A 21843-nucleotide genomic window follows, 5' to 3' on the forward strand; every position below is an offset into this window, starting at 1 on the left:
GCCTGTGTCGGCGCAGGCCAGAAGCGGGGTTGGCGACGACAGCTCTGGGCCTCGGCCCGGTTACTCCTTGAGGGCCACAGCCAAGCTCTGTAGCTCTTCGAGCACACACACGCTCTGGAAGATGGCCTGGAGAGCCGTGGTGATCCGCCTGGCGGGTCGCCGCAGTTGACGGCTGGACGCCCCAAACATGCTGATCAGCGCCATCACCTCGTGGAAGGGCTCCGCTGCGGCCTGCATCTCCCAGGGAGCCGTGACAACCTGCTCCAGCACCCCGTCCGCGCCCTCCGGCCATTCTGCGCGTGGCGTGCTGCGCGCCCATTCCAGGAACATCCGCAACGCGTCGACGCTGGCCCCCATGCGCTCCGCGAAGCGCCCGGCCGCCGCCTCCAGGTCTTCGGTCGGCCCGTCCAGGGCCTTTGCCAGGCGGTTGACCACGGCCATCTTCATGCCCATCGAAGCGCCGGGATGCCCGACCCGGGCCATGTCCTCGCCGATGAGAGCCATCATCTCCCCGAGGTCCACCAAGGCTGACTCCACATCGGCCATGTCACCGGAGAGGGCTTCCATCTGTGCCTCGGCTTCGACGACGAGATCGAAGAGGCCGGGCCCGTCCTCGTCGTCCTCGTCATCCTTGTCGTCCTCGGTGGCAGGCCCCTGACCTGACGCGGGTGTGACGTCCACGGGATGAGCCGGAGGCCCGCACAGTGCCTCTGTCGCCAGCAGCCCGATCAGCTGCCGACGGGTGGTGGCGATGTCGTCGGGCTGCTTGGGGAACGGGATGCTCGGCGCCGTTCCGAAAGCCGGTAACCGCCCGGGTTCATCCGCAACATGGATGGTGCAGCGTCCGAGGGCGTGTCGCATTCCGAACCCGAAGGACAGCTCCGCGTCGAAACCGCTGAGGTCCGCGACGACGACGTCCACTTCCGTGAGCATGCGCAGCAGCTGGTCCGCGGGCAAGCCCGCCTCGGTGAGGCTGTCGGCTCGCAGAAACGTGAGACCGAGCTGTTCACACGCGGGCCGCACGATGTCCTCGTAAAGGACGGTGGACCGGGGCCGTTCCCCCGAAAGGCCCGGTTCGGAGGGCTTGGTGGTCGTTCTGTGGATCGCGAGACAGGTGGGCATGGCAGGCTCCTTCAGAAAAGGTCGGGTGGCCCTGTCGGCGGCCAAACGGCCGACAGGGCAGAGGCGAGGTCAGTCGAAGAGGGTGAGCGCCACACCGTCGGCGACTTCGTCGGCGAAGACCGGACGCTCCTCGATTCCCAGAGCGTGCAGAAGGTCCACGGTGAGCACCCGGTGACACCGGCCGACCCGGACTGTGCGGCAGGGAAAGGCATCTCGGGCGACAAGCCGGTAGGCGGTGCCCAGGCACATCCCGAACGCCCGGGCGGCTGTCCGCAGATTGACGCTGACCGGAAGGTTGAAGATCTCTCGGAAAGTGAGGGGCGACTCGACACGGTCGGTCATGTGCTCCTCCCCATGCGCCGAAGAGAGATCTTGGCGACTTGGCGGCCCCGGCCGGAGTACCCGACGCCCGCCGTTGCGTCGGCCGCACCCCAGGCCTGCGCCAGCGCACCGAGCCGTACTCCTTCGACACGGTGAGCGGGAACCGTGATGCGCACCGGGGCCGAGAGCCCGGTCCGACTCGTGATCGGCTCGTAGTCTGCCTGCCAGTACCCCCGCGCGCCGGGCTCGTCGCGGGGACCGCCGGCGCTCTCCACATCGTCCACGGCGATTTCGAGGCGAGCCTTGCGCCACACGCTCCACGTTCGCGAACAGGCTGCACGCAGCACTGCTCCGCCAGGGTCGGGGTGGGGTGCTTCGACCTTCGTCAGCTCTTCGAGGTAGCAGGTGACGAGTTCGGCCTCGACGTCGCTTCGTTCCGCACGGCAACGCGAGGCGATGTTGAAAGCGGTCTTGCGAAGCCCCGGGAGCCCAAGCCACACGACCGCCGTCGGCCAGTCGGACCCGTCACCGACGAAGCGGGCACGCTCCGCGACCTGGCGCCAGAGGTCCATGCGTGTCGCGGAGCACACCGTACGGTCGTACAGCAGTTGGCGGGCCCGTACCAGGCTCAGCGGCACGCCGCCCCGGTCCGATCCGTCAAAGAGGCGTAACGGGGGCGTCGGCTCGCTGTCGGCGCACTGACGCTCGACGGCGGTGAAGATTCCGGGGTGAGAGGGAAGTGGCATCGGATCTCCAGGTCAATCGCTGGTCAGGACAGGGGTGTTACTGCGCCACGCGGCCAGCGCTCGAGCTGCTGGCTCCTTGCCGGGCATCGCCTCCGGGCCCCTGTCGACGGCCAGGAGCCAGCGGAGAAATCCGGGTTGCCGGGCAGCCACCAAGCCGTCCAGGAGGAGGTTCAGTGCCCAAGCCGGGTGCTCGGTGCCGTCCGCCTCGGAGCACCAGGTGAGGAGGACGTCTCGCATGGCCGCGAATGTGGACGACTCGTTCAAGGCATGCCCTGCCAGCTGAACCGAGTTCACTGCCGACTCGGCCCTTGCGAGTAACTCGTCGCTCCACCACACGCGGTCTGTGCCTGCGATCACGGGAAAAGCGAAGGCCGTCAGCAGACCGGGGACGGTCTCGGGGTCCGCCCAGTCACGCATGCGGCACAGGAGGGTCGCCCTGGCCCGGGAGTCGCCGGCTTCGAAGCGCTGCACCAGCGTCGCGATGATGACAGGGACGAGGGACAGGCCGTCCGAGTCGTCATCCAGCGTCTCCATAAGCTGGTGCAGCAGACGCAGGGCTTGTTCTTCCGGGATCTGCCCGCGATCCGGGTGGCAGGCGTACGCCACAGCCTTACGCAGTGGCGGCTCGGGCGCGATACTCCATTGTTCGAGCAGGTCGGTCGCTGTCCGTGCCGTTGCCGGCTTCTGAACGGCCGCCACCAAACAGCATGCGATCACCTCTGGGGCCGGGGGTGACGAGGACGTCGCCACATCACGCAGAAGGTCCAGGGACCGGCCACCAGTCGCCACCGCGACGGCTGCGAGCGCTCGGCCGGCCCGTTCGATCTCTTCTCCTTCAGGGCCGGAACCGGCGAGCCAGGTGTGCAGGAGAGGCAGGAGATCAGAGCGATCACGACAGAGGACCTCCCACACCACCTCACTCACAGCAGGCCAGAAAAGGGACACCGTGTCCGTGACCTTCTCCGCGACACTCTGCACACGGTGCGCGCCGAGGAGCCGCAAGGTCTCGGACAAGGACCGCTGAGGGTTACCGCCGACCGAGTGACCGGGCGGACCCTGCGCGACGGAGCCCGATTCCCCCACTGGATTCGCCAGTCGCAGCAGGTCACCGGCCCGCTCCGTCACCACGCTGTGATGCAAGCCTCCGTAGACGCCGATGGAGAGCAGATGAGCGAGGAGAGCAGGGTCCGACTGCGCCCGAGCGACAACTTCGGGGCCCTCTGCCTGTGCCAGGTGACGCACGACCTCGGCACCGGAGGCTCCGCCCGCAAGACCTGGCCGCAGTATGGCTTCTGCCGCCTGTGCCGCGTGGCGGGGCGGAAGACCCTCGGGCAACAGCTCGTCGAGCCGGCCCGATTCCAGCGCCAACAGCCACTGGGCACGTCGCGGCTCCTCCGAGCAGCCGTCCGAGAGGTGTGCGGCAAAAACCTTCCGCGGGTCCGGTGAACGGTGGCGCACGACCGGGACACCCAGGTGATCCTTCAGAGCGCCCGCCAGGCCCGGGGCGTCCGTCAGTACGATGACCAGATGCGCTCCTGCCTCGGCCAAAGGCGCCTCCAGGCGGGACAGGTCCCATGCCCGGAGCTCGAGCGGGTCCGGGGGTTCCATCACCAGGTAGCCGTGCACGCCCTGGGCCCGCGGCCCCCACCGGGAGAGGTTGACGGCCCCGTCCACCTGGACGAGGACGGGTTCCTCTCTGCCGTGCGCCAGCAGATTGAGGGCATGTGTCTCACGCCCGGTCCCCGGCTCCCCGAGAAGTACTGCGACGCCGGAATCGATAGCGGCGAGCGCCTCCGTGAAGCATGGCGGCGGCACGAAACGCCGTCTCGCTGTCCTCAGGTACTTGGCCCGTACGGGACCTTGCCGCATCGGCGTTGTGGTGGTGCCGCCCTCAGTCGGGGCGGGCATCGAATGCCGTTGACCGCCCGTCACGAAGCCGGTGTTGACGGTGCCGTGCGGGGCCACGACCACCAGGTCCCGGGCCGTCACGGCCCCCAGAGCTGCCATGACGGCGTCGAGGTCACCGGTCTTGGGAGTTTCAGACGGCACCATCGGCTCCACCGTCAGCGTGGTCGGAGAACTCGATGGCGGTGACGTACTGACCACCGTGGACGATGCCGGTGTTGATGATGCCGCGTTCGGCATTCAGAACCATCGCAGGCGGGGTTTCCACTTCGCTGTCGGCATCGGTCACCGCGCGGCGGGCGTCTGCTGCCTCGGCGTCCTCCCGCGGCCGGCCGAACGCAATTACGTTGTCTGTGCGCGCCTTTTCTGCTCGCATGCCACTCTCCCCTGCTTCAACGCCCCGAAGATCGATCGGGCTCTCTCCTTTTGACTCATTGAGAATCCCGCATGCCTTTCCCTGCGTCCGTTCCGGAGGCCCAGAAAAGAAGTGACTGCGGTCACATCGGCGGGTTGCCTCAAGGGCGACAAAAAAGAGCGAGCACGCTACCCGGGGGCACCGCACTCGCTCTCTTATTCGATTGTCTGCCGTTTGGGTCAGATGGCTCCGCCAGGTACCCGGCGCCCAAGCGCGGACAGTCGATCGCGCAGAAGACAGGAAATCTCTTTGCGCTCCTGACCGGTCAGCGTACCGAGCAGCACGGCCAGTTCCTCCTGCCAGTCACTGCGCGGAGGGCTCAGCAGGTTCTGGTGATCGACCGCCCACTCCAGGACCTCGCGCACCTGATCCGGGTGCCTGAGCAGCCAGAGCGCCGCCAGTGACACGGGCCCCGCGTGAAGCGCCTGGAGGCAGAACTCGTACTCGCCGCGTCGACTGGTCGTCCAGGAATAGCGGACTCCCTCACTCTCGTCCTTGCCGAGGAGCAGCTCTTCACCGGTTTCCCGGAGGCGTACGTCGAACACCCGGTAACTCAGACCCGTGTCCTCCAGGCGCTGCGGTACCCCGAGGTGTTGCATGATCTCCGGAGCTCCCAGCCCACTGCCGGCCGCTGCCTGCGCCTCGGCCAAATGATGCAGTGCGCTTGTGAGGCGGGTCCGTACCACTTGCCAGCCGTGCAGGGTCCTTGTGCGTACGACACGCACGGGATCGTGGACCCACCACGTCACCCACAGGTCGACCGATTCCGTTCCGTACACCGTGGGAAGGCCGACCGCCCGCGTGTCCACGTGTTCGGTGGCGTCCACCCGGAAGGCATCGGTGTAGCCCCCGCCCAGGCCGGGGGCCGCCGCTTCGTCCGGCACGGGCATGTACGCCCCGGTGTCCTCCGGGTCCCCACGACGGCCGAGAAAGAAGTAATCCCCGGTCGAGTTCCTGAGTACCAGCGACCAGTCCCCCACTGCGGACCAGCGGTGCCGGAGGATTTCCCGCCAGGACGGCTTAGCGGTGCGGAAATAGAGACGCTCGGGTGAATCGTCGCTCATGCTGTCTCCCACTGTTCGCCGGCCCGCCACGCATTCAGTGAAGCTCGCGCCGCGCTCAGACCGGGCCAGTCGTCCGCGCCTCTCTCATCCATTTCCACGAACAAACGGAACTCTCCGAATCGCATGGAATCGGACAAGGCGGCAAACAGGTTCTCGACCGCCCGGAACAGCGTTTCATCCGAGCGCCCCCACTCGGCCCAGCGCAGCAATTCCAGACATGTCGCGTCGTACGAGCTTTCCGTATTCAAGGCGTGGCGAATGGTTTCAACGATAGACTCGGATTCCGGGGCCTCATTGCCGAGTTTCTGTATGAACCACTGCGGAGACTGCAGCAACTGGCCGAACACTGACAGCAGTCGCTCCGTGTCACCCCGTTCCGCTCCCAGCCACTGGACCAGGCGGCCGAACACCTTCTCTTCGTGGCCGGCCTGGAAGAGGCTCAAGATCGCCACCCTCACGGCCAGCAGGGCTCTGGCATCGTCCTCGCGGGCCTGGTCGACGTAATGGCCCCGCGCGCCGAGAAGGAGAGTGTGCAGGAGACGCAGGGCCAAATCCGGACGGGAAAGCCCGAACTCCGCACCGCAGGCGTACGCCACGGTCGTCCGCAGACGGACATCGGCGGCCGTACTCCACCGTTGGAGGCGATAACGCACCTCCGCGACAAGTACGGGGTCCTCGGCGGCGACGCCCAGCGCGGTCGCCGCGATGAGACGGCTGGTCGTACGCTCCGACGTGGCGAGAGCCTGGATGTGCCGCAAAGCGCGCCGTCCGCCTCCCCACATCGCCGCCTTGCCCATGAGCCGGCCCACCGGCCGGGTGAGTTCGCTGGAGCGGTCCACTTCCCGCAGCCACTCGACCAGAAGCTCCGACAGTTGTCCGTACTCCCGCCACACATGCCTCAGTACCGCCTCGGCCTGCCGGTGTCTGACGAACACGACTCCTTCCACACTGTGCGCGTACGCTCCCTCTGTGCGAATCTCGCGCTCTCGCCGCACAGCGCGAATGGCGTGCAGAAGTTCCGTCAGGGAACGCCGGAAGACGAAGTCCGGGTTGGGCCGATCAGCCTTCTCGGCTCTCTGCGGGTCCGCCCCTGACACCACGGCCGTCAGACGGCCGTCAGCCAGTTTCAACAACCGATCGGCTTCCTCCCTGACGAGACGGTGGTCCAAACCCTCGTACACGCAGGCAGCCAGCAGGAAGGCCAGAGCATCGGGGTCGTCGCACAACCCCGCGATGAGTTCGGGGACTTGCTGCTCCACCCGGTGGCTCAGCCGGGCCCCGAGATCGGTCAGCGCATTCGGGTCGCCGTCGGCCGCCACGATGGCCGTCACCAACTCCACCACTTCGGTCGGCACCAGCTCGGGGACCAGCAGGTCACCCAGATCGTGTGACCGGCTCAGCGCCGACAGCAGACGCTCGCGCTCCCGCTGCTCCGGCACCATCGCTTCGAGGCAACTGCCGAACACCAGGGCGGGAGGTGGGGGCACGCACATGGTGGGCCTGACGTGGAGGTCCTCTTCGAGGCGACGCAGCAGGGTCGCGTCGTCGGGCAACACGATGATCATGCGGGCCCCGGCCTTCTCCAGCAGCGAGCGCACATGCCCGAGCACCCCCGGACCGAGGGACCGGGACGGGAACAGGCCGTCCATCAGGTAGCCACGTGCCGACGCGTCAGTGGGCTCCCAGCGGTCCAGTTCAGTGACGCTGTCGAGCGCCCGCAGCGATGCCCCTTCCCCACAGCTCTCGTGCAGCAGGTTGAGCGCCACGGTGCGACGACCTGACCCCGGCCTTCCCGCCAGGAAGAGCGGCCCCTGATCCAAAGCCTTCTTGGCGGTGTCGAACCAGTCGGGTCGCGCGAACCCGAAGGCGGCGGCCAGGACTTCCGCCTCCGGGACAGGTCCTTCGCGGACTCTGCCCTGTCGCTGCCTTCGCCCCTCTTTCCCGGACGCGTTGTGGACGCGTTGACCGCCGTGCACAGAGCCGGTGTTGACGTTTCCGTGCGGGGCGTACACGAACGGGCCCGCACCGCCGGCGGCACCGCCGATGACTTCAATCAGTTCGGAGACGTCGAGCTCGCCCTCTGGGCGGAGCGGCGAGCCCTTGGACACCGGCTCCGGATCGGCTGGTGATGAGGGTTTGGGCGCGGCTGATGTCGGGCCGGGTGGTTCCCCCGGCCGCACCCCGTCGTCCACGGTCACTGCCGCCCCTGGTACTTGTTGCCGCGTACTTGGTCCCCCTGGAAACCGCGGACACGGCCCGCCTTGTTGCCTTGGACGTGATCACCGGCGACATGGTGGTTTCCCACGCTCTGCCCGCCATGGACGGTGCCGGTGTTGACGTTGCCGTGGGGTGCGCTGTTCCGCACACGAGGAGTCCGCACGTCGTCGCGTTCGAGCGAGTTGGCCGTCTCCTGCGCGGGCTCCGGCGGAGGAGCGGCACCAGAGGGCTCTTCGTACAGGGGACCGGAAGGTTGGGGCACGTAGATCCAGGCCCGCTGGGAGAACGGCTTGCCGTCGACCGTCGCAGCCACCTCCACGAAGTGGTCCGGGTGACGCCCGGTGTACCTACTGGCGACAGCGTCTTCATAGCAGCGGTCGGAGAGGATGGCCGCTACGTGCGTGATGCTCTCCTTGTGGGAAGCGAGCACGGCCTTGACGGGGCGCGAGTCGAGCAGACGGTGCGTGTCGTTGCGCGCTGTCCCGTTCCCGCCGAACTCGTCGCCCGTATCGGGCAACGGGCCGACATGCAGGCTCACTCGGAGCCTGATGGGCACTGCACCGTGGGACAGGACATTGAAGTCGGTCAGTACGTCCTGCAGCGACAGCAAGAACGGATGGATCACGAAGGGCATGCGAGTGGGGTCGAATCCGAAGACGTAACCGTCACCGGTCGAAGCCGGGAATTTGCGGTCGCACCAGAGATCTTGCAGCTCCGCCTTGGAGAGCGCGGTCTTGAGCAGTTCCGGTACGGCGCGGCTGACGGCTTCGTGCTCGATCGCCGGGCGGCCGGTGAAGTCCTTGGCATCCACGGCCAGGACACCCCGATAGGGAGGCAGCGGACGGCTTCGGGTGTACTGGCCGTGGATCGGCCGGGGCAATGCGCTGTGGTCGGACTCGTGCATGTCGCTCCTCCATGAAGCCCGCCCGTTCCCTGAGGATCCGACGGGGCACTGGTGCGCGCTGTGTCACGCACTCCGAGCTTCACGGCGGGCGCGGGAATGTTCTGTGCCGCAGGTCCAGACGGCGAGTGAGGTACGACACACCAGGGCTATGCCTCGACACGAGGGGTGATCACCTCGCGCAACCCCTCCACGCTGACCACGTCGATGCGGCTCTTGCCTGCCTTCACCCGGCCGGGACCGAGCAGTTTCAGCGCCTGACTCACAGCCCTGCGGCCCACATCGATGTGCTGGGCCAGGTCTTCCCTGGTGAGAGAGAAGGAGTCCTCTCCCCCCGAGACCTCGACCAGGCGGAGGAGTGCCATGGCGAGACGCTCGTGTACGGCTCCGTCGTGAGCCTCGGTGTGTTCCCGGAGCCGATCGGACGCCATCACGGCTAACGGAAGGGCGAGCCGGTGCTCGCGTACGAAGCGCTGGAACTCCTCCGCAGGAACGACGGACGCTTTGCATTTGCTCATGGCCCACACGTGCGCCAGCCTGACAGCCCCGCACTGAAGTGCCATCTCGCCCAAGATCTCACCCGGCCCACGGAAGGCGAGCAACCGCCGCCGCCCGTCACGGTCGGTCCGCACGACCTTGACCAATCCACTGACCAGCACAAGTACGTGGGTTGCTGCTTCACCCTGTCGCAACAGCGCTCGACCCGCCAGGTAGGTCTGCGCCCGGTAACACACCAGCCCTTCCCATTCCTTGTGCGGGACCAGAGCACGGAGAGGGGACGCCGGGAGAGAGTGATCTTCGCTCATGCGATCAAGTTAAGGGAGGAACTCTCGCAGCAAGTAGGGAATTCCACTTTCTGCGCCTTGAGGCGCGCAAAGAGGCCGGAACTTTTCCATGCGGCGACTTTTCGTGCACGCCGGCCCACGGTGCTTCGGCTACGCTCGGGCATAGGGCGCTGCGCTCTCAAAGCCCCGTCCAGGTCGGCTCCCCGCACTCGCGCCGAGAGGCGCCCTTGGCCTTGGCACCTTCATACACACCGCCCAGGAGGCACCGTTGCCCGCCGCCCCCGACGAGACGGACGGAAGCGCCCCGGCGGCTCAAGCGGCCGTCGACGAGATCGGCGCCACCCAACTGGAGCGACTGGTCGAGGAGGCCGGGAAGCGGGCCGCGGGGGCCGTCGTCCACGGGGAGGCCGTCACCCGCGCCGGCGTCACCGTCATTCCCGTCGCCGAGGTCGGCTACGGATTCAGCTTCGGCGGGGCCGGTGACGCGCCGGGGGGCGGAGGCGTCAGGGCGCGGCCCCGTGGCTTCATCGAGATCAGGGACGGCGCCGTCACGTACAAGCCGCTCCGGAACCCGTGGGCGGCCGTCGCCGTGCCGCTCGCCGCCTTCCTGGCGGGTGCCGTCGCTCCCTGCCTCGTACGCCTCCTCGCCCGGCGCCGCCTCGGGTGAACGGGCGGCCGCCAACGTACCGTCGAGTGTGCGTGGTTGAGGGCGGCGCACGCGACGGGACCGTGCCCCACGGTTACGATCCTGAGTCGGCGCCAGGCAGGCCGGGTGTGCCCTTGCACGGCGCAGGCCCGTCGGCATGACACGAGGATGGAACGATGACCGCTGCGCCGGAAGACCCGTCGTCACCGATCGGCGAGGACGACCGTGAAGCGGCCGTGCAGCGCCTGAAGGACGCGTACGCCGGAGAGCACCTGTCCCTGGAGGAGATGGACGCATGCCTCCACCGGGCCCTCACCGCGAGGACCCGCGGCGAACTCTCGGCGGCCCTGATCTCGCTCCCGCCGGAGACCCCGGGCACCACGTCCACCATCGCCGCCGCCGGCGGGCGGATCCGGCGGCGCGGCGCGTGGCGGGTGCCGCGGGTCCTGAAGGTCGAGTCCGCGTTCGGCAAGGTGCGTCTGGACCTGTCCCGGGCGGTCATCGAGCACCGGGTCGTCGACATCGAGCTGCGACTCGGTACGGGCGGGGCCCGGATCACCGTCCCGCGCGACGCGACCGTCGAGCTGGAGGGGCTGAACACCGGGTGGAAGGACGTGCTCTACAAGCCGCGGCGGCGCTCCGACCCCGGCCGGGGGCCGAGGATCCGTGTCTCCGGAACCATGGGGTTCGGCCGGCTGAGGATCCGCCACGCTCGGCGTTGAGGCCCCGTTTGCTGCCTGTCGGCGCGTGTTCCTGGTGGGCCCTCAGCCGGTCTCGCGCACGAAGGCGCGGATCGCCGCGGCGAGTCCTTCGGGGCGGTCCAGCGGGATCAAGGTGCGGCAGTCGTCCGGTTCGACGAGCCGCCCGCGGGGCAGCAGGTCGGCCGGTCTGCGGCCGCGCTCGGGCGGCATCACGCGGTCCTGCCTGCCCCACACCACGAGCGCCGGGCGGTCGTACGCACGCAGCGCCTCGGCCGCCTCCATCATCTCCGAGGGATTGCGCCGCCCGCAGGTGGCGGACCAGGACGCGGCGGGCCGGGCGGAACGTGAGGCCGTGCGCCGTCGCCGCGATGCCGCCGGGGATCCTGGCGGCCGCCGTCATCATCTTGCCGCCGGCGCGCGGCGGGTAGTGGTCGCAGGCCTCGCAGCCCGCGAACACCAACGGCGCACGCGCTGCGGCCCTTCGGCGACCAGCTGCTGGAGGCGGAGGCGGCCGCCGTCGTTCGCCACGAACACCGTCTCGTCGCCCAGCTTCAAGGCGTCCGCGAACTCCCCGACGAGCAGGGCGATCGTGCGCGGCGTGAGCAGGGCGCCGGGCCGCAGCGGGACGCGGTGGCTGCCGTGGGACGGGGGCGGTACGACGCAGCGGAACGCCGCGCCGAGTGCGTCGACCACATGACGCCAGACCGTTCCGTCCTGGGCGGGACCGTGGGGCAGGACGAGGAGGATGCCGTCATCGCTCGCCCGTGTCCTCGTACGCGAAGCTTCCGACGCCCGTCTCGGTCTGCGGCACGCGCCTCGCCCCTCCGCGGCCCTCAGTCGAGGACCGCCACCCCGTCGAGCTCGACCAGCGCTTGCTCGTCCCACAGCCGGACGGCGCCCACCACCGCCATCGCGGGGTAGTCGCGTCCCGCCAACCGCCGCCAGATGCGGCCCAGTTCGGGAGCGTGCTCGCGGTAATCGGCGACGTCCGTGGCGTAGACGGTGACGCGCGCGAGGTCGGCGGGGGTGCCGCCCGCGTGGCGCAGGGCGGTCAGGAGGTTGGTGAGCGCCCGCTCGAACTGCGCGGGCAGGCCGACTCCGACGACCTTGCCTTCGCCGTCCAGCGAGGTCTGCCCGGCGAGAAAGACGAGACGGGAACCGGTCGCGGTGACGGCGTGCGAGAAGCCGGTGGGCGGGGAGAGTTCGGCGGGGTTCACACGGTGCAGGGGCATGGGGCGGCTCCTCGGGGGCTGGGGGGCGGCGTGAGTCGTAGGGTCGTGGGGTTGGAGGGTCGGGGGCGGGGATCGTGGGGGTGCGGGTCGTCCGGCCGCGGGTCGTGGGGGCGCGAGTTGCGCGGTCGTGCGGTCACGGGGTCGTGGGTCGTGGGGTCAATGGGTCGTGGAGGCGCGGGGTCGAGGGTCGCGGGGTCGAGGGTCGCGGGATCGCAGGTCACGGGTCACAGGTCACAGGATCGCAAGTCGCGGTTCGGGGGTCGCGGGGGACGCAGGATCGCAGGTCACGGCTCGCAGATTCGCGGGTCGCGGGTCGCGGGTCGCGGGTCGCGGGTCGCGGGTCGCGGGTCGCGGGTCGCGGGTCGCGGGTCGCGGGATCGTAGGCCGCAGGCACGTAGGCCGCAGGCCGCAGGCACGTAGGCCGCAGGCCACAGGCACGTAGGCCACAGGCCACAGACGCGCAGGCACGCAGGCACGCAGGCACGCAGGCCGCGGCCACAGGCCGCAGGCACGCAGGCACGCAGGCCGCGGGGCCGCAGGTCATGGGTACGTGGGTCACGGGGCCGCAGGTCATGGGTTCGTGGGTCACGGGGCCGCAGGTCATGGGTTCGTGGGTCACGGGGCCGCAGGTCACGGGTCACGACGTCGTGGGGCGCCGCGGGCGCCGCCGGGTTGGGCTTGGCCGTTATTGGTCGTACAGCTCCTTGGCGATGATGGTTCGCTGCACCTCACTCGCCCCCTCGTAGATTCGGGGTGCCCGCACCTCACGGTAGAGGTGCTCCAGGAGGTGGCCGCGCTGGAGCGCGCGGGCGCCGTGCAGTTGGACCGCCGTGTCGACGACGTACTGCGCGGTCTCCGTGGCGAGCAGCTTCGCCATGGCGGCGCGCCGTGCGGTGCCGGGCCCCCGGGGCTCGGCCGCCCCCTCGGCGTCGTATGCCGCCGCTGCCGCGTAGACCATCAGGCGGGCCGCCTCCGTGCGCGTGGCCATCTCGGCGACCTGGTGCGCGACGGACTGGAGGTCCTTCAACTTGCCGCCGAACGCGTCCCGTTCGGCGGTGTGGGCGAGGCTCGCGTCCAGCGCGGCGGCGGCCATGCCGACCGCGAACGCGCCGACGCTCGGGCGGAACCGGTTCAGCGTGGTCATCGCGACCCGGAAGCCCCGGTCGGTCTCGCCCAGGACGTCGTCGCGGCCGACCCGTACGCCGTCGAAGGCGAGCGCGCCGATCGGGTGCGGGGAGAGCATGTCGAGGGCCGTGCCCGTCAGGCCCGCGCGGTCGGCGGGGACCAGGAAGGCGGTGACGCCGCGGGCCCCGGCGTCCGGGGACGTACGGGCGAAGACGGTGTAGAGGTCGGCTTCGGGGGCGTTGGAGATCCAGCGTTTCTCGCCCGTGAGGCGCCAGCCGGCGGAGCCGTCCGGCTCCGCCGCCAGGGACAGGGCCGCCGCGTCGGAGCCCGCGCCCGGTTCGGAGAGCGCGAAGGCGGCGATCGCGCGCCCGGCGCGGACCGCGGGCAGCCAGCGTTCGCGCTGCGCCGCGGAGCCGTACGCGTGCACGGGGTGGGCGCCCAGGCCCTGGAGCGCGAGGGCGGTCTCGGCCTCCGTACAGGCGTAGGCGAGGGACTCGCGCATCAGGCAGAGGCCGAGGGCGCCGGACGCCGCACGCCCCGGTCCTCCCCCGCTTCCCTGGCCGCGGATCTCCTCGAACAGGCGGTCAAGCAGGCCGAGTTCACCCAGCGCCTCCACCAGCGGCCGGTTCACATGGCCCGGCTCGCCCTTCTCCGCCAGGGGACGCAGCCGCTCGGCGGCGAGTGTACGCAGCTCCGCGCACCAGGCGGTTTGTTCGGGATCGAGGGAGAATGTCGTCATCGCGAGCCCCTCCTTTATCGCGCACCGTTGACTGTCGTCACCATCACGATACGCTCGTGAGGCGAGCCCACCACAGCGCCCGACCGGCAGGCAAGGGGGCAGAGCCGCCATGGGACCCAACGGCAATCCAGGGCTGACACCATCCGGCCACACGGACACCTTCGCCCGGGACCATCTCCCCCCGCGCGAGCAGTGGCCCGCGCTCGTCCACGACCGTCCCGAGCTGCGCTACCCCGCCCGCCTCAACTGCGGCACGGAACTGCTGGACCGGACGGCGGACCGGCTGGGCTCCGAGCGGCCCGCCTTCCACGCCGCGTCCGGCGAGAGCTGGACGTACGGCCGGCTGCGCGGCCACGTCGACCGCGTCGCGCACGCGCTGACCTCCGAACTCGGCGTGCGGCCCGGTGAGCGCGTGCTGCTGCGCGGGCCCACCACGCCGTGGCTCGCGGCCTGTTGGCTGGCGGTGATGAAGGCGGGCGCGGTCGCCGTGACCGTGCTCGCCGAGCAGCGCGCGCCGGAGCTCGCCACCATGTGCGAGATCGCCGAGGTGCGGCACGCGCTGTGCGACATCCGTTCGGTGGACGACCTGATCAAGGCCGGTGTGCCGGGCCTGGAGGTCACCACGTACGGCGGCGAGGGCTCCGACGACCTGCTGGCGCGCGCCGCCCGGCAGCCCGAGCGGTACGAAGCGGTGGACACGGCGGCCGACGACGTCGCGCTCATCGCCTTCACGTCCGGCACGACGGGCCGCCCCAAGGGCTGCATGCACTTCCACCGCGATGTGCTCGCCATCGCCGACACCTTCGCCCGGCACGTCCTCAAGCCGGTCCCCGACGACGTGTTCGCGGGCAGCCCGCCGCTCGGCTTCACCTTCGGGCTGGGCGGCCTCGTCATCTTCCCGCTGCGCTTCGGCGCCTCGTCGGTGCTGCTCGAACAGGCCGCGCCCAAGCGGCTGTTGCCCGCGATCGGGCGGCACGGGATCTCCGTCCTGTTCACCGCGCCGACCGCCTACCGCACGATGCTCGACCAGCTCGACGGGCACGACATCTCCTCGCTGCGCCGCTGCGTCTCGGCGGGCGAGAATCTGCCGGCGGCCACCTGGCGGGCGTGGCACGAGCGCACCGGGCTCCGCGTCATCAACGGCATAGGCGCCACCGAACTCCTGCACATCTTCATCTCCGCCGCCGACGACGCGATCCGGCCGGGCACGACGGGGCTGCCCGTGCCGGGCTGGCAGGCGCGCGTGGTGGACGGCTCCGGCGCGCCGGTGCCGGACGGCGAGCCGGGGCTCCTCGCGGTGCGCGGTCCGGTCGGCTGCCGCTATCTCGCCGACGAGCGCCAGCTCCAGTACGTGCGTCATGGCTGGAACGTCACCGGCGACACCTATGTCCGTGACGCCGACGGCTACTTCCGCTATGTCGCGCGCGCCGACGACCTGATCATCTCGGCCGGGTACAACATCGCGGGCCCCGAGGTGGAGGAGGCGTTGCTGCGCCACCCCGACGTCGCGGAGACGGCCGTCGTGGGGCGCCCCGACGAGCTGCGCGGGCAGGTGGTCGTGGCGTACGTGGTGCCGCGCGGGGGCGCGCCACGGGACGCGGAGCGGCTGCGCGCGTTCGTGCGGGCGGAGCTCGTCCCCTACAAGTGTCCGCGCGAGATCGTCTTCCTGGAGGCGCTGCCGAGGACGGCGACGGGCAAGCTTCAGCGGTTCCGGCTGCGTACGCCGTCCGCCGCCGACGCCCCGGCGGAGCCGGGCCCGTAGAGTGATCACGTGTCCGAGCAGCACACTCCACGGTCCCTGATCGTCACCTTCTACGGCGCCTACGGCCGGGCGGCGCCCGGCCCGGTGCCCGTCGCCGAGCTGGTGCGCCTCCTCGCGCCCGTCGGTGTCGACGCGCCGTCGGTGCGTTCGTCGGTGTCCCGGCTCAAGCGGCGCGGCCTCCTCGTGCCGGCGCGTACGGAGTCGGGTGCGGCGGGGTACGCGCTGTCGCCGGACGCCCGTCAGCTCCTGGAGGACGGTGACCGGCGCATCTACGGCCCGGCGGTGTCGCGGGAGGGCGCGGGCTGGGTCATCGCCGTGTTCTCCGTGCCCGAGGCGGAGCGCCAGAAGCGGCATGTGCTGCGTTCCCGCCTGGCGGGGCTCGGCTTCGGGACGGCGGCGCCGGGCGTGTGGATCGCTCCCGCGCACCTCTACGAGGAGACCCGGCACACCCTGGAGCGGCTCCACCTCGCCGCATATGTTGACCTGTTCCGGGGTGAGCACCTCGGGTTCGCGGCGACGGCGGAGGCGGTGGGCCGCTGGTGGGATCTCGCCGCGCTGGCCAAGCAGCACGAGGCGTTCCTGGACCGCCATGAGCCGGTGCTGCGCGCCTGGGAGGCCCGGGGGCAGGCGGACCCGCCTCCCGAGGAGGAGGCCTACCGCGACTATCTCCTGGCCCTCGACTCGTGGCGCCGGCTGCCTTACGCCGATCCCGGGCTGCCCGCCGGCCTGCTGCCGGCGGGCTGGCCGGGGGCGCGGTCGGCCGAGGTGTTCGCGGGGCTCGACGGGTTGTTGCGGGAGGCCGGGGCGCGCTTCGTGTCGGCCGGGGCCGGGGCCTGACCACGCATCAACTACCCAGTGACAGGCGCGGCTTCGGGGCGTCCGTGCGGCCCGTCTGAGGGCGGCGGCTGCCCGCGCGGTACTGGAGCGGCCAGACGGCGCCCGGACCCGCGTAACCCTGCTCGGCCGCCGCGTGCAGGGTCCAGTGGGGGTCGTAGAGGTGGGGGCGGGCCAGGGCGCAGAGGTCCGCGCGGCCCGCCAGGAGCAGGGAGTTGACGTCGTCCCAGGAGGAGATGGCGCCGACGGTGATGACGGGGATGCCGGTGCGGTTGCGGATGAGGTCGGCGTACGGCGTCTGGTAGGAGCGGCCGTACGCGGGCTGCTCGTCCGCGACCACCTGGCCCGTGGAGACGTCGATCGCGTCGGCGCCGTGGGCCGCGAAGGCGCGGGCGATCTCCACGGCGTCCTCGGCCGTGGTGCCGCCGTCGGCCCAGTCGGTGGCCGATATGCGGACGGTCATGGGCCTGCCGTCGGGCCACACCTCTCGTACCGCGTCGAAGACCTCCAGGGGGAAGCGGAGCCTGGCGGAGAGGGGGCCGCCGTACGCGTCCGTGCGGTGGTTCGTCAGCGGGGAGAGGAAGCCGGAGAGCAAGTAGCCGTGGGCGCAGTGGAGTTCGAGGAGGTCGAAGCCGGCGTGGGCGGCGCGGCGGGCCGCCGCGGCGAACTGTTCGCGGATCTCGGTGAGTCCGGCACGGGAGAGTTCGCGCGGGGTCTGGCTGCCGGTTTTGTACGGGAGCGGAGAGGCGGCGGAGAGCGGCCAGTTGCCGTCGGGCAGGGGGTCGTCGATGCCTTCCCACATCAGTTTCGTGGAGCCTTTGCGGCCGGAGTGGCCGAGCTGCACGCCGATCGCCGTGCCGGGGGCCCGGTCGTGCGCGAAGTCGGTGATCCGGCGCCAGGCCTCGGCCTGTTCGGCGGTGTAGAGGCCTGTGCAGCCCGGGGTGATGCGGCCGTGTTCGCTGACGCAGACCATCTCGGTCATGACCAGGCCGGCGCTGCCCAAGGCCCGTGCGCCGAGGTGGACGAGGTGGAAGTCGCCGGGGACGCCGTCCACGGCGGAGTACATGTCCATCGGGGAGACGACGACGCGGTTGCGCAGGGTGAGTTCGCGGAGGGTGAAGGGGGTGAACATGGGGGGCGTGCCGTCGGGGCAGCCGAACTCGCGCTCCACGGAGCGGGTGAAGCGGGCGTCGCGCAGGCGGAGGTTGTCGTGGGTGACGCGGCGGCTGCGGGTCAGGAGGTTGAACGCGAACTGCCGGGGAGGCTGGTCGAGGTGGTCGGGCAGGCGCTCGAACCACTCCAGGCTGGCGCGGGCGGCGCGTTGGGTGGACTCGACGACGGGGCGGCGTTCCGTCTCGTACGCCTGGAGGGCGCTCGGGATGTCGGGCTGTTCCTGGAGGCAGGCGGCGAGTGCGAGGGCGTCCTCGACGGCGAGCTTGGTGCCGGAGCCGATGGAGAAGTGGGCGGTGTGGGCGGCGTCGCCGAGCAGGACCGTGTTGCCGTGGGACCAGCGGGCGTTGACGACGGTGCGGAAGGTGGTCCAGGCGGATTTGTTCCCGCGCAGGGGGCGGCCGCCGAGGGCCTCGGTGAAGATCTTGGCGCAGCGGTCGGTGGACTCGTGTTCGTCGAGGACGTCGAAGCCGGCGGCCTCCCAGACCTCCTCGCGCATCTCGACGATGACGGTGGACGCGCCGGAACCGGTGGCGGAGAAGGGATAGCCGTGGAGCTGCATCACGCCGTGCTCGGTCTCGGCGATCTCGAAGCGGAACGCGTCGAAGGCGAAGTCGGCGGCGAGCCAGATGTAGCGGCAGCGGTGGGTGGTGACGGCCGGTCGGAAGGCTTCGGCGTGCGCCTCGCGGGTGAGGCTGTGCACGCCGTCGGCCGCGACGACGAGGTCGTACGCCGTGGCGAGCCGGGCGGCGGGCGGCGCCTCGGTACGGAAGCGCAGCTCGACGCCGAGGTCGCGGCACCGGGCGTGCAGGATCTCCAGGAGCCGCCGCCGCCCGAGCGCGGCGAAACCGTGGCCGCCGGAGGTGTGCCGCCGGTCGCGGTGCACGATGTCGATGTCGTCCCAGCGTACGAAGTCGGCCTGGAGGGCGGCGTAGACGGCGGGGTCGGCGTGTTCGATGCCGCCGAGCGTCTCATCGGAGAGAACGACCCCGAACCCGAAGGTGTCCTCCGGGGCGTTGCGCTCCCAGACGGTCACGTCGCGCCCGGGGTCGAGCCGCTTGAGCAGCGCGGCGGCGTAGAGCCCGCCGGGGCCGCCGCCGATGACGGCGATGCGGTGGGGGGTGTCTTCGGGGGGTGCGTGGGGGTCGTGGCGGGCGGTGGGACCGGGGGCTTGGCGCCGCTCCCCCGCCATCACCGGCCCCGCCACTTCGGCGGGCGCTTCTCCGTGAAGGAGGCGTGGAACTCGGCGTAGTCCTCGCCGTTCATCAGCAGTGCCTGGGTCGCCGCGTCCAGTTCCACGGATGCGGCCAGGGGCATGTCCAGTTCGGCGGTGAGCAGTGCCTTCGTCTGGGCGTGGGCGAGGGCCGGGCCGTCGGCCAAGCGGCGGGCCAGGGACCGGGCGGCCTCCGGGGCCTTGCCTTCCTCCGTCAACTCGCTGATCAGGCCGATCCGTTCGGCCTCGGGGGCCCGCACCGCGTCGCCCAGCATCAGCAGCCGCGTGGCGTGGCCGAGGCCGACGACGCGGGGCAGGAGGTAGGCGGCGCCCATGTCGCCGCCGGAGAGGCCGACGCGGGTGAAGAGGAAGGAGAAACGTGCGCTCGGGTCCGCGACGCGGAAGTCCGCGGCGAGGGCGAGCACCGCGCCGGCGCCCGCGGCGACCCCGTGCACGGCGGCGATCACCGGGAACGGGCACTCCCTGATGGCCCGCACGACCTGGCCCGTCATGCGGTTGAAGTCGAGGAGCTGGGCGGTGTCCATGGCGAGGGTCGCCCCGATGATCTCGTCCACGTCGCCGCCCGAGCAGAAGCCGCGCCCCTCACCGCCGAGCACGAGCGCGCGTACGGACTTGGCGCGGGAGAGCTCGGCGAGGAGGTCGCGCAGGTCGGCGTAGGCACCGAAGGTGAGCGCGTTGAGCTTGTCGGGGCGGGCGAGGGTGACCGTGGCGACCCCGTCGTCGACGGCGAGGCGCAGGTGCCGCCACTCGGGGGTGGGGGATGCGGAGCCGGTGAAGGGACTCATCAGGTGCGGCCTCCTCGGCATGAGGGCTGAGCTCGCTGTGCTCACTCCCTTTGACGTTATCACCGGTCTATGACTGTCGTCATGAGTACGCGATACGCGATTCGGTGCCGCGTGTCACACCACCAGGGCAGGCGTACGCGGGCCGAAAGTCCCGGGACGCACGTCTTGCCGCACGGAGCACCGCAGGGTCGGATGTCCCGCACATGGCCGACCGCCGCCCCTGTCGACACAGCGTTTAAGATTCGTACTGTTGAAAGCAGGATCGCCTGCTGCCCTGAACGGACCCGCCTTGCACGAGCCCCCCTTCCCCGCCTCCTGGCGCATCGCACTGCCGCACACCGCGGCAGCCGTGCCCGTCGCGCGCGCCCTGGTCCGTACCGCCCTCACCGACATCGAGGCGTCCCCCGACACCGACACCGCCGAACTGCTCACCGCGGAGCTGGTCGCCAACGCCGTCGAGCACACCGTCGGGCAGGACCCCATAGAGCTGGTGATCGAGCTGCTGCCGACCGGCTGCCAGGTCGAGGTGCACGATTCCAGCCCGCTGCCGCCGGGCGACCTCACCGCCCCCGAACCGCCCTGCGAACCGGACCCCTGGCAGGAGCACGGCCGCGGCCTTCTCCTGATCCGCACCCTCAGCTCGTCCTGCGGCCACCGCCCCACCGCATCCGGCAAGGCGGTCTGGTTCACGCTTCCGACGCGGCCCTAGCGGGCGGCGGCGTCGCCCCGGCCGAGCCGCGAGTGACCGCGGCCGTAGAGCGCGTAGACGAGGGCGCCCACCACGAGGAACACCGCGAACTGCGCCCACGTCGACCAGCCCGTGCCCCAGATCAGATAGAGGCAGAAGCCCACGCCGAGGACCGGGCTCAGCGGGTACAACGGCACCCGGAAGGTGCGGCGGAGGCCGGGGTGCGAGCGGCGCAGGACGAGCACCGCGATGTTCACGACCACCATGATCGCGAGCGTGCCGATGGTGGTGAGGCCGACGACCACGTCGAGGGAGGAGAACGCGGCGGGGGCAGCGACGACGGCCGCGACGATCCAGGTGCCCGCGGCCGGGGTCGCGGTGCGCGGCGAGACGCGTTCGAAGACACGCGGCATGAGACCGTCGCGGGACATCGACATCAGGACGCGGGTCTGGCCGTACATGACGGTGAGGACGACGGACGCGATGGCGACGACCGCGCCGAAGGCGATGATCCCGCCGCCCACGGTGGAGCCGGTGACCTGGTCGACGACGAGGGAGAGCGCGGCGGGCCTGTCGGCGACGGCGTCGGCGCCGAGCGCGCCGATGGCCGCCAGCGCCACGGCGGCGTAGAGCAGCGTGACCACACCGATGCAGATCAAGATCGCGAGCGGGATGTCGCGCCGGGGGTTCTTGACCTCTTCGCCCGCCGTGGTGACCGCGTCGAAGCCGATGAAGGAGAAGAAGGCGAGCGAGGCGCCCGCGGTGATGCCGGAGAGCCCGGCGCCCGCGAAGGGCGTGAGGTTGCCGTCCTCGAACGCGGTGAACGCGATGGCCAGGAACAGCAGCAGGATGCCGATCTTCAGTACGGCCATGGCCGCCGTGGCCCCGGCGCTCTCCCGGATGCCGCGCACCAGCAGCGCGGCGGCGAGCAGCACCACGACGACGGCGGGCAGGTTCACCGCGCCGCCCTCCCCGGGCCCGGCGGACAGGGCGGCGGGCAGCTGCCAGCCGGTGAGGCTGTTCAGGAGCTGGTTGAGGTACTGGCTCCAGCCCACGGCGACCGCCGAGACGGAGACGCCGTACTCCAGGAGCAGGCACCAGCCCACGAGGAAGGCGACGCGCTCGCCGAGCGTGGCGTACGCGAAGGAGTACGAGCTGCCCGAGACCGGGATCGCGCCGCCCAGCTCCGCGAACGAGAACGCGGTGAAGACGCAGGTCACGGCGGCGAGGACGTAGGAGACGGCGACGGCGGGGCCCGCCTTCGCGACGGAGTCGGACAGGCCGACGAAGATGCCGGTGCCGACGATGGCGCCGACTCCGAAGCACACGAGCTGGAAGAGCCCCATGGTGCGCTTGAGGCCGTGCCCTTCGAGGTCCGCGCCCGACTCGGCGAGCAGCCGTTCGGGGGGTTTGACGCGCAGGCCGTGGGGCGTCGTCGTACGAGTCATGGG

The 21843-nt window shown here is 70.8% G+C and carries 21 protein-coding genes; 5 read left to right on the forward strand and 16 right to left on the reverse strand.

Annotated elements, in window-relative coordinates:
- Window positions 1-60: 60 nt before the first annotated feature.
- The 9 genes from ACOBQB_RS07400 to ACOBQB_RS07440 all read right to left on the reverse strand — a co-directional run bounded on the left by ACOBQB_RS07400 (window position 61) and on the right by ACOBQB_RS07440 (window position 9497).
- A complete protein-coding gene (locus ACOBQB_RS07400) occupies window positions 61-1167 on the reverse strand; it encodes a hypothetical protein (RefSeq protein WP_423589743.1) in 1107 nt (368 codons plus the stop codon).
- Window positions 1168-1191: 24 nt separating this feature from the next.
- Complete coding sequence (locus ACOBQB_RS07405; RefSeq protein ID WP_423589744.1) at window positions 1192-1464, reverse strand: DNA-binding protein; 273 nt, start codon at window positions 1462-1464, stop codon at window positions 1192-1194.
- The gene (locus ACOBQB_RS07410) at window positions 1461-2189 is read right to left on the reverse strand and encodes a hypothetical protein (RefSeq protein WP_423589745.1); all 729 of its coding nucleotides are present in this window, start codon (window positions 2187-2189) and stop codon (window positions 1461-1463) included. The genes ACOBQB_RS07405 and ACOBQB_RS07410 overlap by 4 nt, the downstream gene beginning before the upstream one ends.
- A 12-nt stretch (window positions 2190-2201) precedes the next feature.
- Entirely contained in the window at window positions 2202-4241 is a 2040-nt protein-coding gene (locus tag ACOBQB_RS07415) for a hypothetical protein (RefSeq protein ID WP_423589747.1), read from the reverse strand.
- Window positions 4228-4470: an S-type pyocin domain-containing protein gene (locus tag ACOBQB_RS07420; RefSeq protein ID WP_423589748.1), complete on the reverse strand. Its 243-nt coding sequence runs from the start codon at window positions 4468-4470 to the stop codon at window positions 4228-4230. The genes ACOBQB_RS07415 and ACOBQB_RS07420 overlap by 14 nt, the downstream gene beginning before the upstream one ends.
- A gap of 218 nt (window positions 4471-4688) precedes the next feature.
- A complete protein-coding gene (locus ACOBQB_RS07425; RefSeq protein WP_423589750.1) occupies window positions 4689-5573 on the reverse strand; it encodes a hypothetical protein in 885 nt (294 codons plus the stop codon).
- Window positions 5570-7771 carry a hypothetical protein gene (locus tag ACOBQB_RS07430; protein ID WP_423589751.1) on the reverse strand — a complete coding sequence of 734 codons (2202 nt, stop codon included), beginning with the start codon at window positions 7769-7771 and terminating at the stop codon, window positions 5570-5572. The genes ACOBQB_RS07425 and ACOBQB_RS07430 overlap by 4 nt, the downstream gene beginning before the upstream one ends.
- Window positions 7768-8694 (reverse strand): hypothetical protein, encoded by a 927-nt coding sequence (locus ACOBQB_RS07435; RefSeq protein WP_423589752.1) that lies wholly within the window; start codon window positions 8692-8694, stop codon window positions 7768-7770. The genes ACOBQB_RS07430 and ACOBQB_RS07435 overlap by 4 nt, the downstream gene beginning before the upstream one ends.
- 146 nt (window positions 8695-8840) lie before the next feature.
- Window positions 8841-9497, reverse strand: a complete 657-nt coding sequence (locus tag ACOBQB_RS07440; RefSeq protein WP_423589754.1) for a Crp/Fnr family transcriptional regulator — start codon at window positions 9495-9497, stop codon at window positions 8841-8843.
- Between the two features lie 247 nt (window positions 9498-9744).
- Here ACOBQB_RS07440 and ACOBQB_RS07445 point away from each other — a divergent pair, with 247 nt between their 5' ends.
- Entirely contained in the window at window positions 9745-10143 is a 399-nt protein-coding gene (locus tag ACOBQB_RS07445; protein WP_423589756.1) for a sporulation protein, read from the forward strand.
- A gap of 155 nt (window positions 10144-10298) precedes the next feature.
- Entirely contained in the window at window positions 10299-10844 is a 546-nt protein-coding gene (locus tag ACOBQB_RS07450; protein ID WP_423589758.1) for a DUF1707 SHOCT-like domain-containing protein, read from the forward strand.
- 42 nt (window positions 10845-10886) lie between these two features.
- On the opposite strand, the gene ACOBQB_RS07455 is transcribed toward ACOBQB_RS07450, so the two are convergent.
- The 4 genes from ACOBQB_RS07455 to ACOBQB_RS07470 all read right to left on the reverse strand — a co-directional run bounded on the left by ACOBQB_RS07455 (window position 10887) and on the right by ACOBQB_RS07470 (window position 13919).
- On the reverse strand, window positions 10887-11108 hold the full coding sequence (locus ACOBQB_RS07455) for an alpha/beta fold hydrolase (RefSeq protein ID WP_423589760.1): 222 nt from the start codon (window positions 11106-11108) through the stop codon (window positions 10887-10889).
- A 114-nt stretch (window positions 11109-11222) separates the two neighbouring features.
- The gene (locus tag ACOBQB_RS07460; RefSeq protein ID WP_423589762.1) at window positions 11223-11516 is read right to left on the reverse strand and encodes a hypothetical protein; all 294 of its coding nucleotides are present in this window, start codon (window positions 11514-11516) and stop codon (window positions 11223-11225) included.
- Window positions 11517-11656: 140 nt separating this feature from the next.
- The gene (locus ACOBQB_RS07465) at window positions 11657-12055 is read right to left on the reverse strand and encodes a RidA family protein (protein WP_423589764.1); all 399 of its coding nucleotides are present in this window, start codon (window positions 12053-12055) and stop codon (window positions 11657-11659) included.
- Window positions 12056-12740: 685 nt separating this feature from the next.
- Window positions 12741-13919: an acyl-CoA dehydrogenase family protein gene (locus tag ACOBQB_RS07470; RefSeq protein WP_423589766.1), complete on the reverse strand. Its 1179-nt coding sequence runs from the start codon at window positions 13917-13919 to the stop codon at window positions 12741-12743.
- Between the two features lie 109 nt (window positions 13920-14028).
- On the opposite strand from ACOBQB_RS07470, the gene ACOBQB_RS07475 reads away from it, so the two are divergent.
- On the forward strand, window positions 14029-15681 hold the full coding sequence (locus ACOBQB_RS07475) for an AMP-binding protein (RefSeq protein ID WP_423589767.1): 1653 nt from the start codon (window positions 14029-14031) through the stop codon (window positions 15679-15681).
- Window positions 15682-15690: 9 nt separating this feature from the next.
- Window positions 15691-16518: a PaaX family transcriptional regulator C-terminal domain-containing protein gene (locus tag ACOBQB_RS07480; protein WP_423589769.1), complete on the forward strand. Its 828-nt coding sequence runs from the start codon at window positions 15691-15693 to the stop codon at window positions 16516-16518.
- A gap of 7 nt (window positions 16519-16525) precedes the next feature.
- Here the strand turns inward: ACOBQB_RS07480 and ACOBQB_RS07485 are convergent, their stop codons facing one another.
- Together ACOBQB_RS07485 and ACOBQB_RS07490 are read right to left on the reverse strand one after the other, a co-directional pair.
- A complete protein-coding gene (locus ACOBQB_RS07485) occupies window positions 16526-18877 on the reverse strand; it encodes a bifunctional salicylyl-CoA 5-hydroxylase/oxidoreductase (protein ID WP_423590471.1) in 2352 nt (783 codons plus the stop codon).
- Window positions 18877-19704 (reverse strand): enoyl-CoA hydratase family protein, encoded by an 828-nt coding sequence (locus ACOBQB_RS07490; protein WP_423589771.1) that lies wholly within the window; start codon window positions 19702-19704, stop codon window positions 18877-18879. The genes ACOBQB_RS07485 and ACOBQB_RS07490 overlap by 1 nt, the downstream gene beginning before the upstream one ends.
- A 289-nt stretch (window positions 19705-19993) precedes the next feature.
- Here ACOBQB_RS07490 and ACOBQB_RS07495 point away from each other — a divergent pair, with 289 nt between their 5' ends.
- A complete protein-coding gene (locus ACOBQB_RS07495; protein ID WP_423589773.1) occupies window positions 19994-20413 on the forward strand; it encodes an ATP-binding protein in 420 nt (139 codons plus the stop codon).
- Here the strand turns inward: ACOBQB_RS07495 and ACOBQB_RS07500 are convergent.
- Window positions 20410-21840, reverse strand: coding sequence for an amino acid permease (locus tag ACOBQB_RS07500; RefSeq protein ID WP_423589775.1), 1431 nt, complete (start codon window positions 21838-21840; stop codon window positions 20410-20412). The genes ACOBQB_RS07495 and ACOBQB_RS07500 overlap by 4 nt on opposite strands.
- Window positions 21841-21843: the final 3 nt, after the last annotated feature.

This window comes from Streptomyces sp. G5(2025), from assembly GCF_049542075.1.
GTDB lineage: Bacteria > Actinomycetota > Actinomycetes > Streptomycetales > Streptomycetaceae > Streptomyces.

Coding starts and splice junctions, on each gene's coding strand:
- ACOBQB_RS07470 (WP_423589766.1), bottom strand. CDS start 13,919: ATGACGACATTCTCCCTCGATCCCGAACAAACCGCCTGGTGCGCGGAG.
- ACOBQB_RS07415 (WP_423589747.1), bottom strand. CDS start 4,241: ATGGTGCCGTCTGAAACTCCCAAGACCGGTGACCTCGACGCCGTCATG.
- ACOBQB_RS07405 (WP_423589744.1), bottom strand. CDS start 1,464: ATGACCGACCGTGTCGAGTCGCCCCTCACTTTCCGAGAGATCTTCAAC.
- ACOBQB_RS07450 (WP_423589758.1), top strand. CDS start 10,299: ATGACCGCTGCGCCGGAAGACCCGTCGTCACCGATCGGCGAGGACGAC.
- ACOBQB_RS07425 (WP_423589750.1), bottom strand. CDS start 5,573: ATGAGCGACGATTCACCCGAGCGTCTCTATTTCCGCACCGCTAAGCCG.
- ACOBQB_RS07465 (WP_423589764.1), bottom strand. CDS start 12,055: ATGCCCCTGCACCGTGTGAACCCCGCCGAACTCTCCCCGCCCACCGGC.
- ACOBQB_RS07490 (WP_423589771.1), bottom strand. CDS start 19,704: ATGAGTCCCTTCACCGGCTCCGCATCCCCCACCCCCGAGTGGCGGCAC.
- ACOBQB_RS07440 (WP_423589754.1), bottom strand. CDS start 9,497: ATGAGCGAAGATCACTCTCTCCCGGCGTCCCCTCTCCGTGCTCTGGTC.
- ACOBQB_RS07500 (WP_423589775.1), bottom strand. CDS start 21,840: ATGACTCGTACGACGACGCCCCACGGCCTGCGCGTCAAACCCCCCGAA.
- ACOBQB_RS07485 (WP_423590471.1), bottom strand. CDS start 18,877: ATGGCGGGGGAGCGGCGCCAAGCCCCCGGTCCCACCGCCCGCCACGAC.
- ACOBQB_RS07435 (WP_423589752.1), bottom strand. CDS start 8,694: ATGCACGAGTCCGACCACAGCGCATTGCCCCGGCCGATCCACGGCCAG.
- ACOBQB_RS07410 (WP_423589745.1), bottom strand. CDS start 2,189: ATGCCACTTCCCTCTCACCCCGGAATCTTCACCGCCGTCGAGCGTCAG.
- ACOBQB_RS07420 (WP_423589748.1), bottom strand. CDS start 4,470: ATGCGAGCAGAAAAGGCGCGCACAGACAACGTAATTGCGTTCGGCCGG.
- ACOBQB_RS07475 (WP_423589767.1), top strand. CDS start 14,029: ATGGGACCCAACGGCAATCCAGGGCTGACACCATCCGGCCACACGGAC.
- ACOBQB_RS07455 (WP_423589760.1), bottom strand. CDS start 11,108: ATGATGGAGGCGGCCGAGGCGCTGCGTGCGTACGACCGCCCGGCGCTC.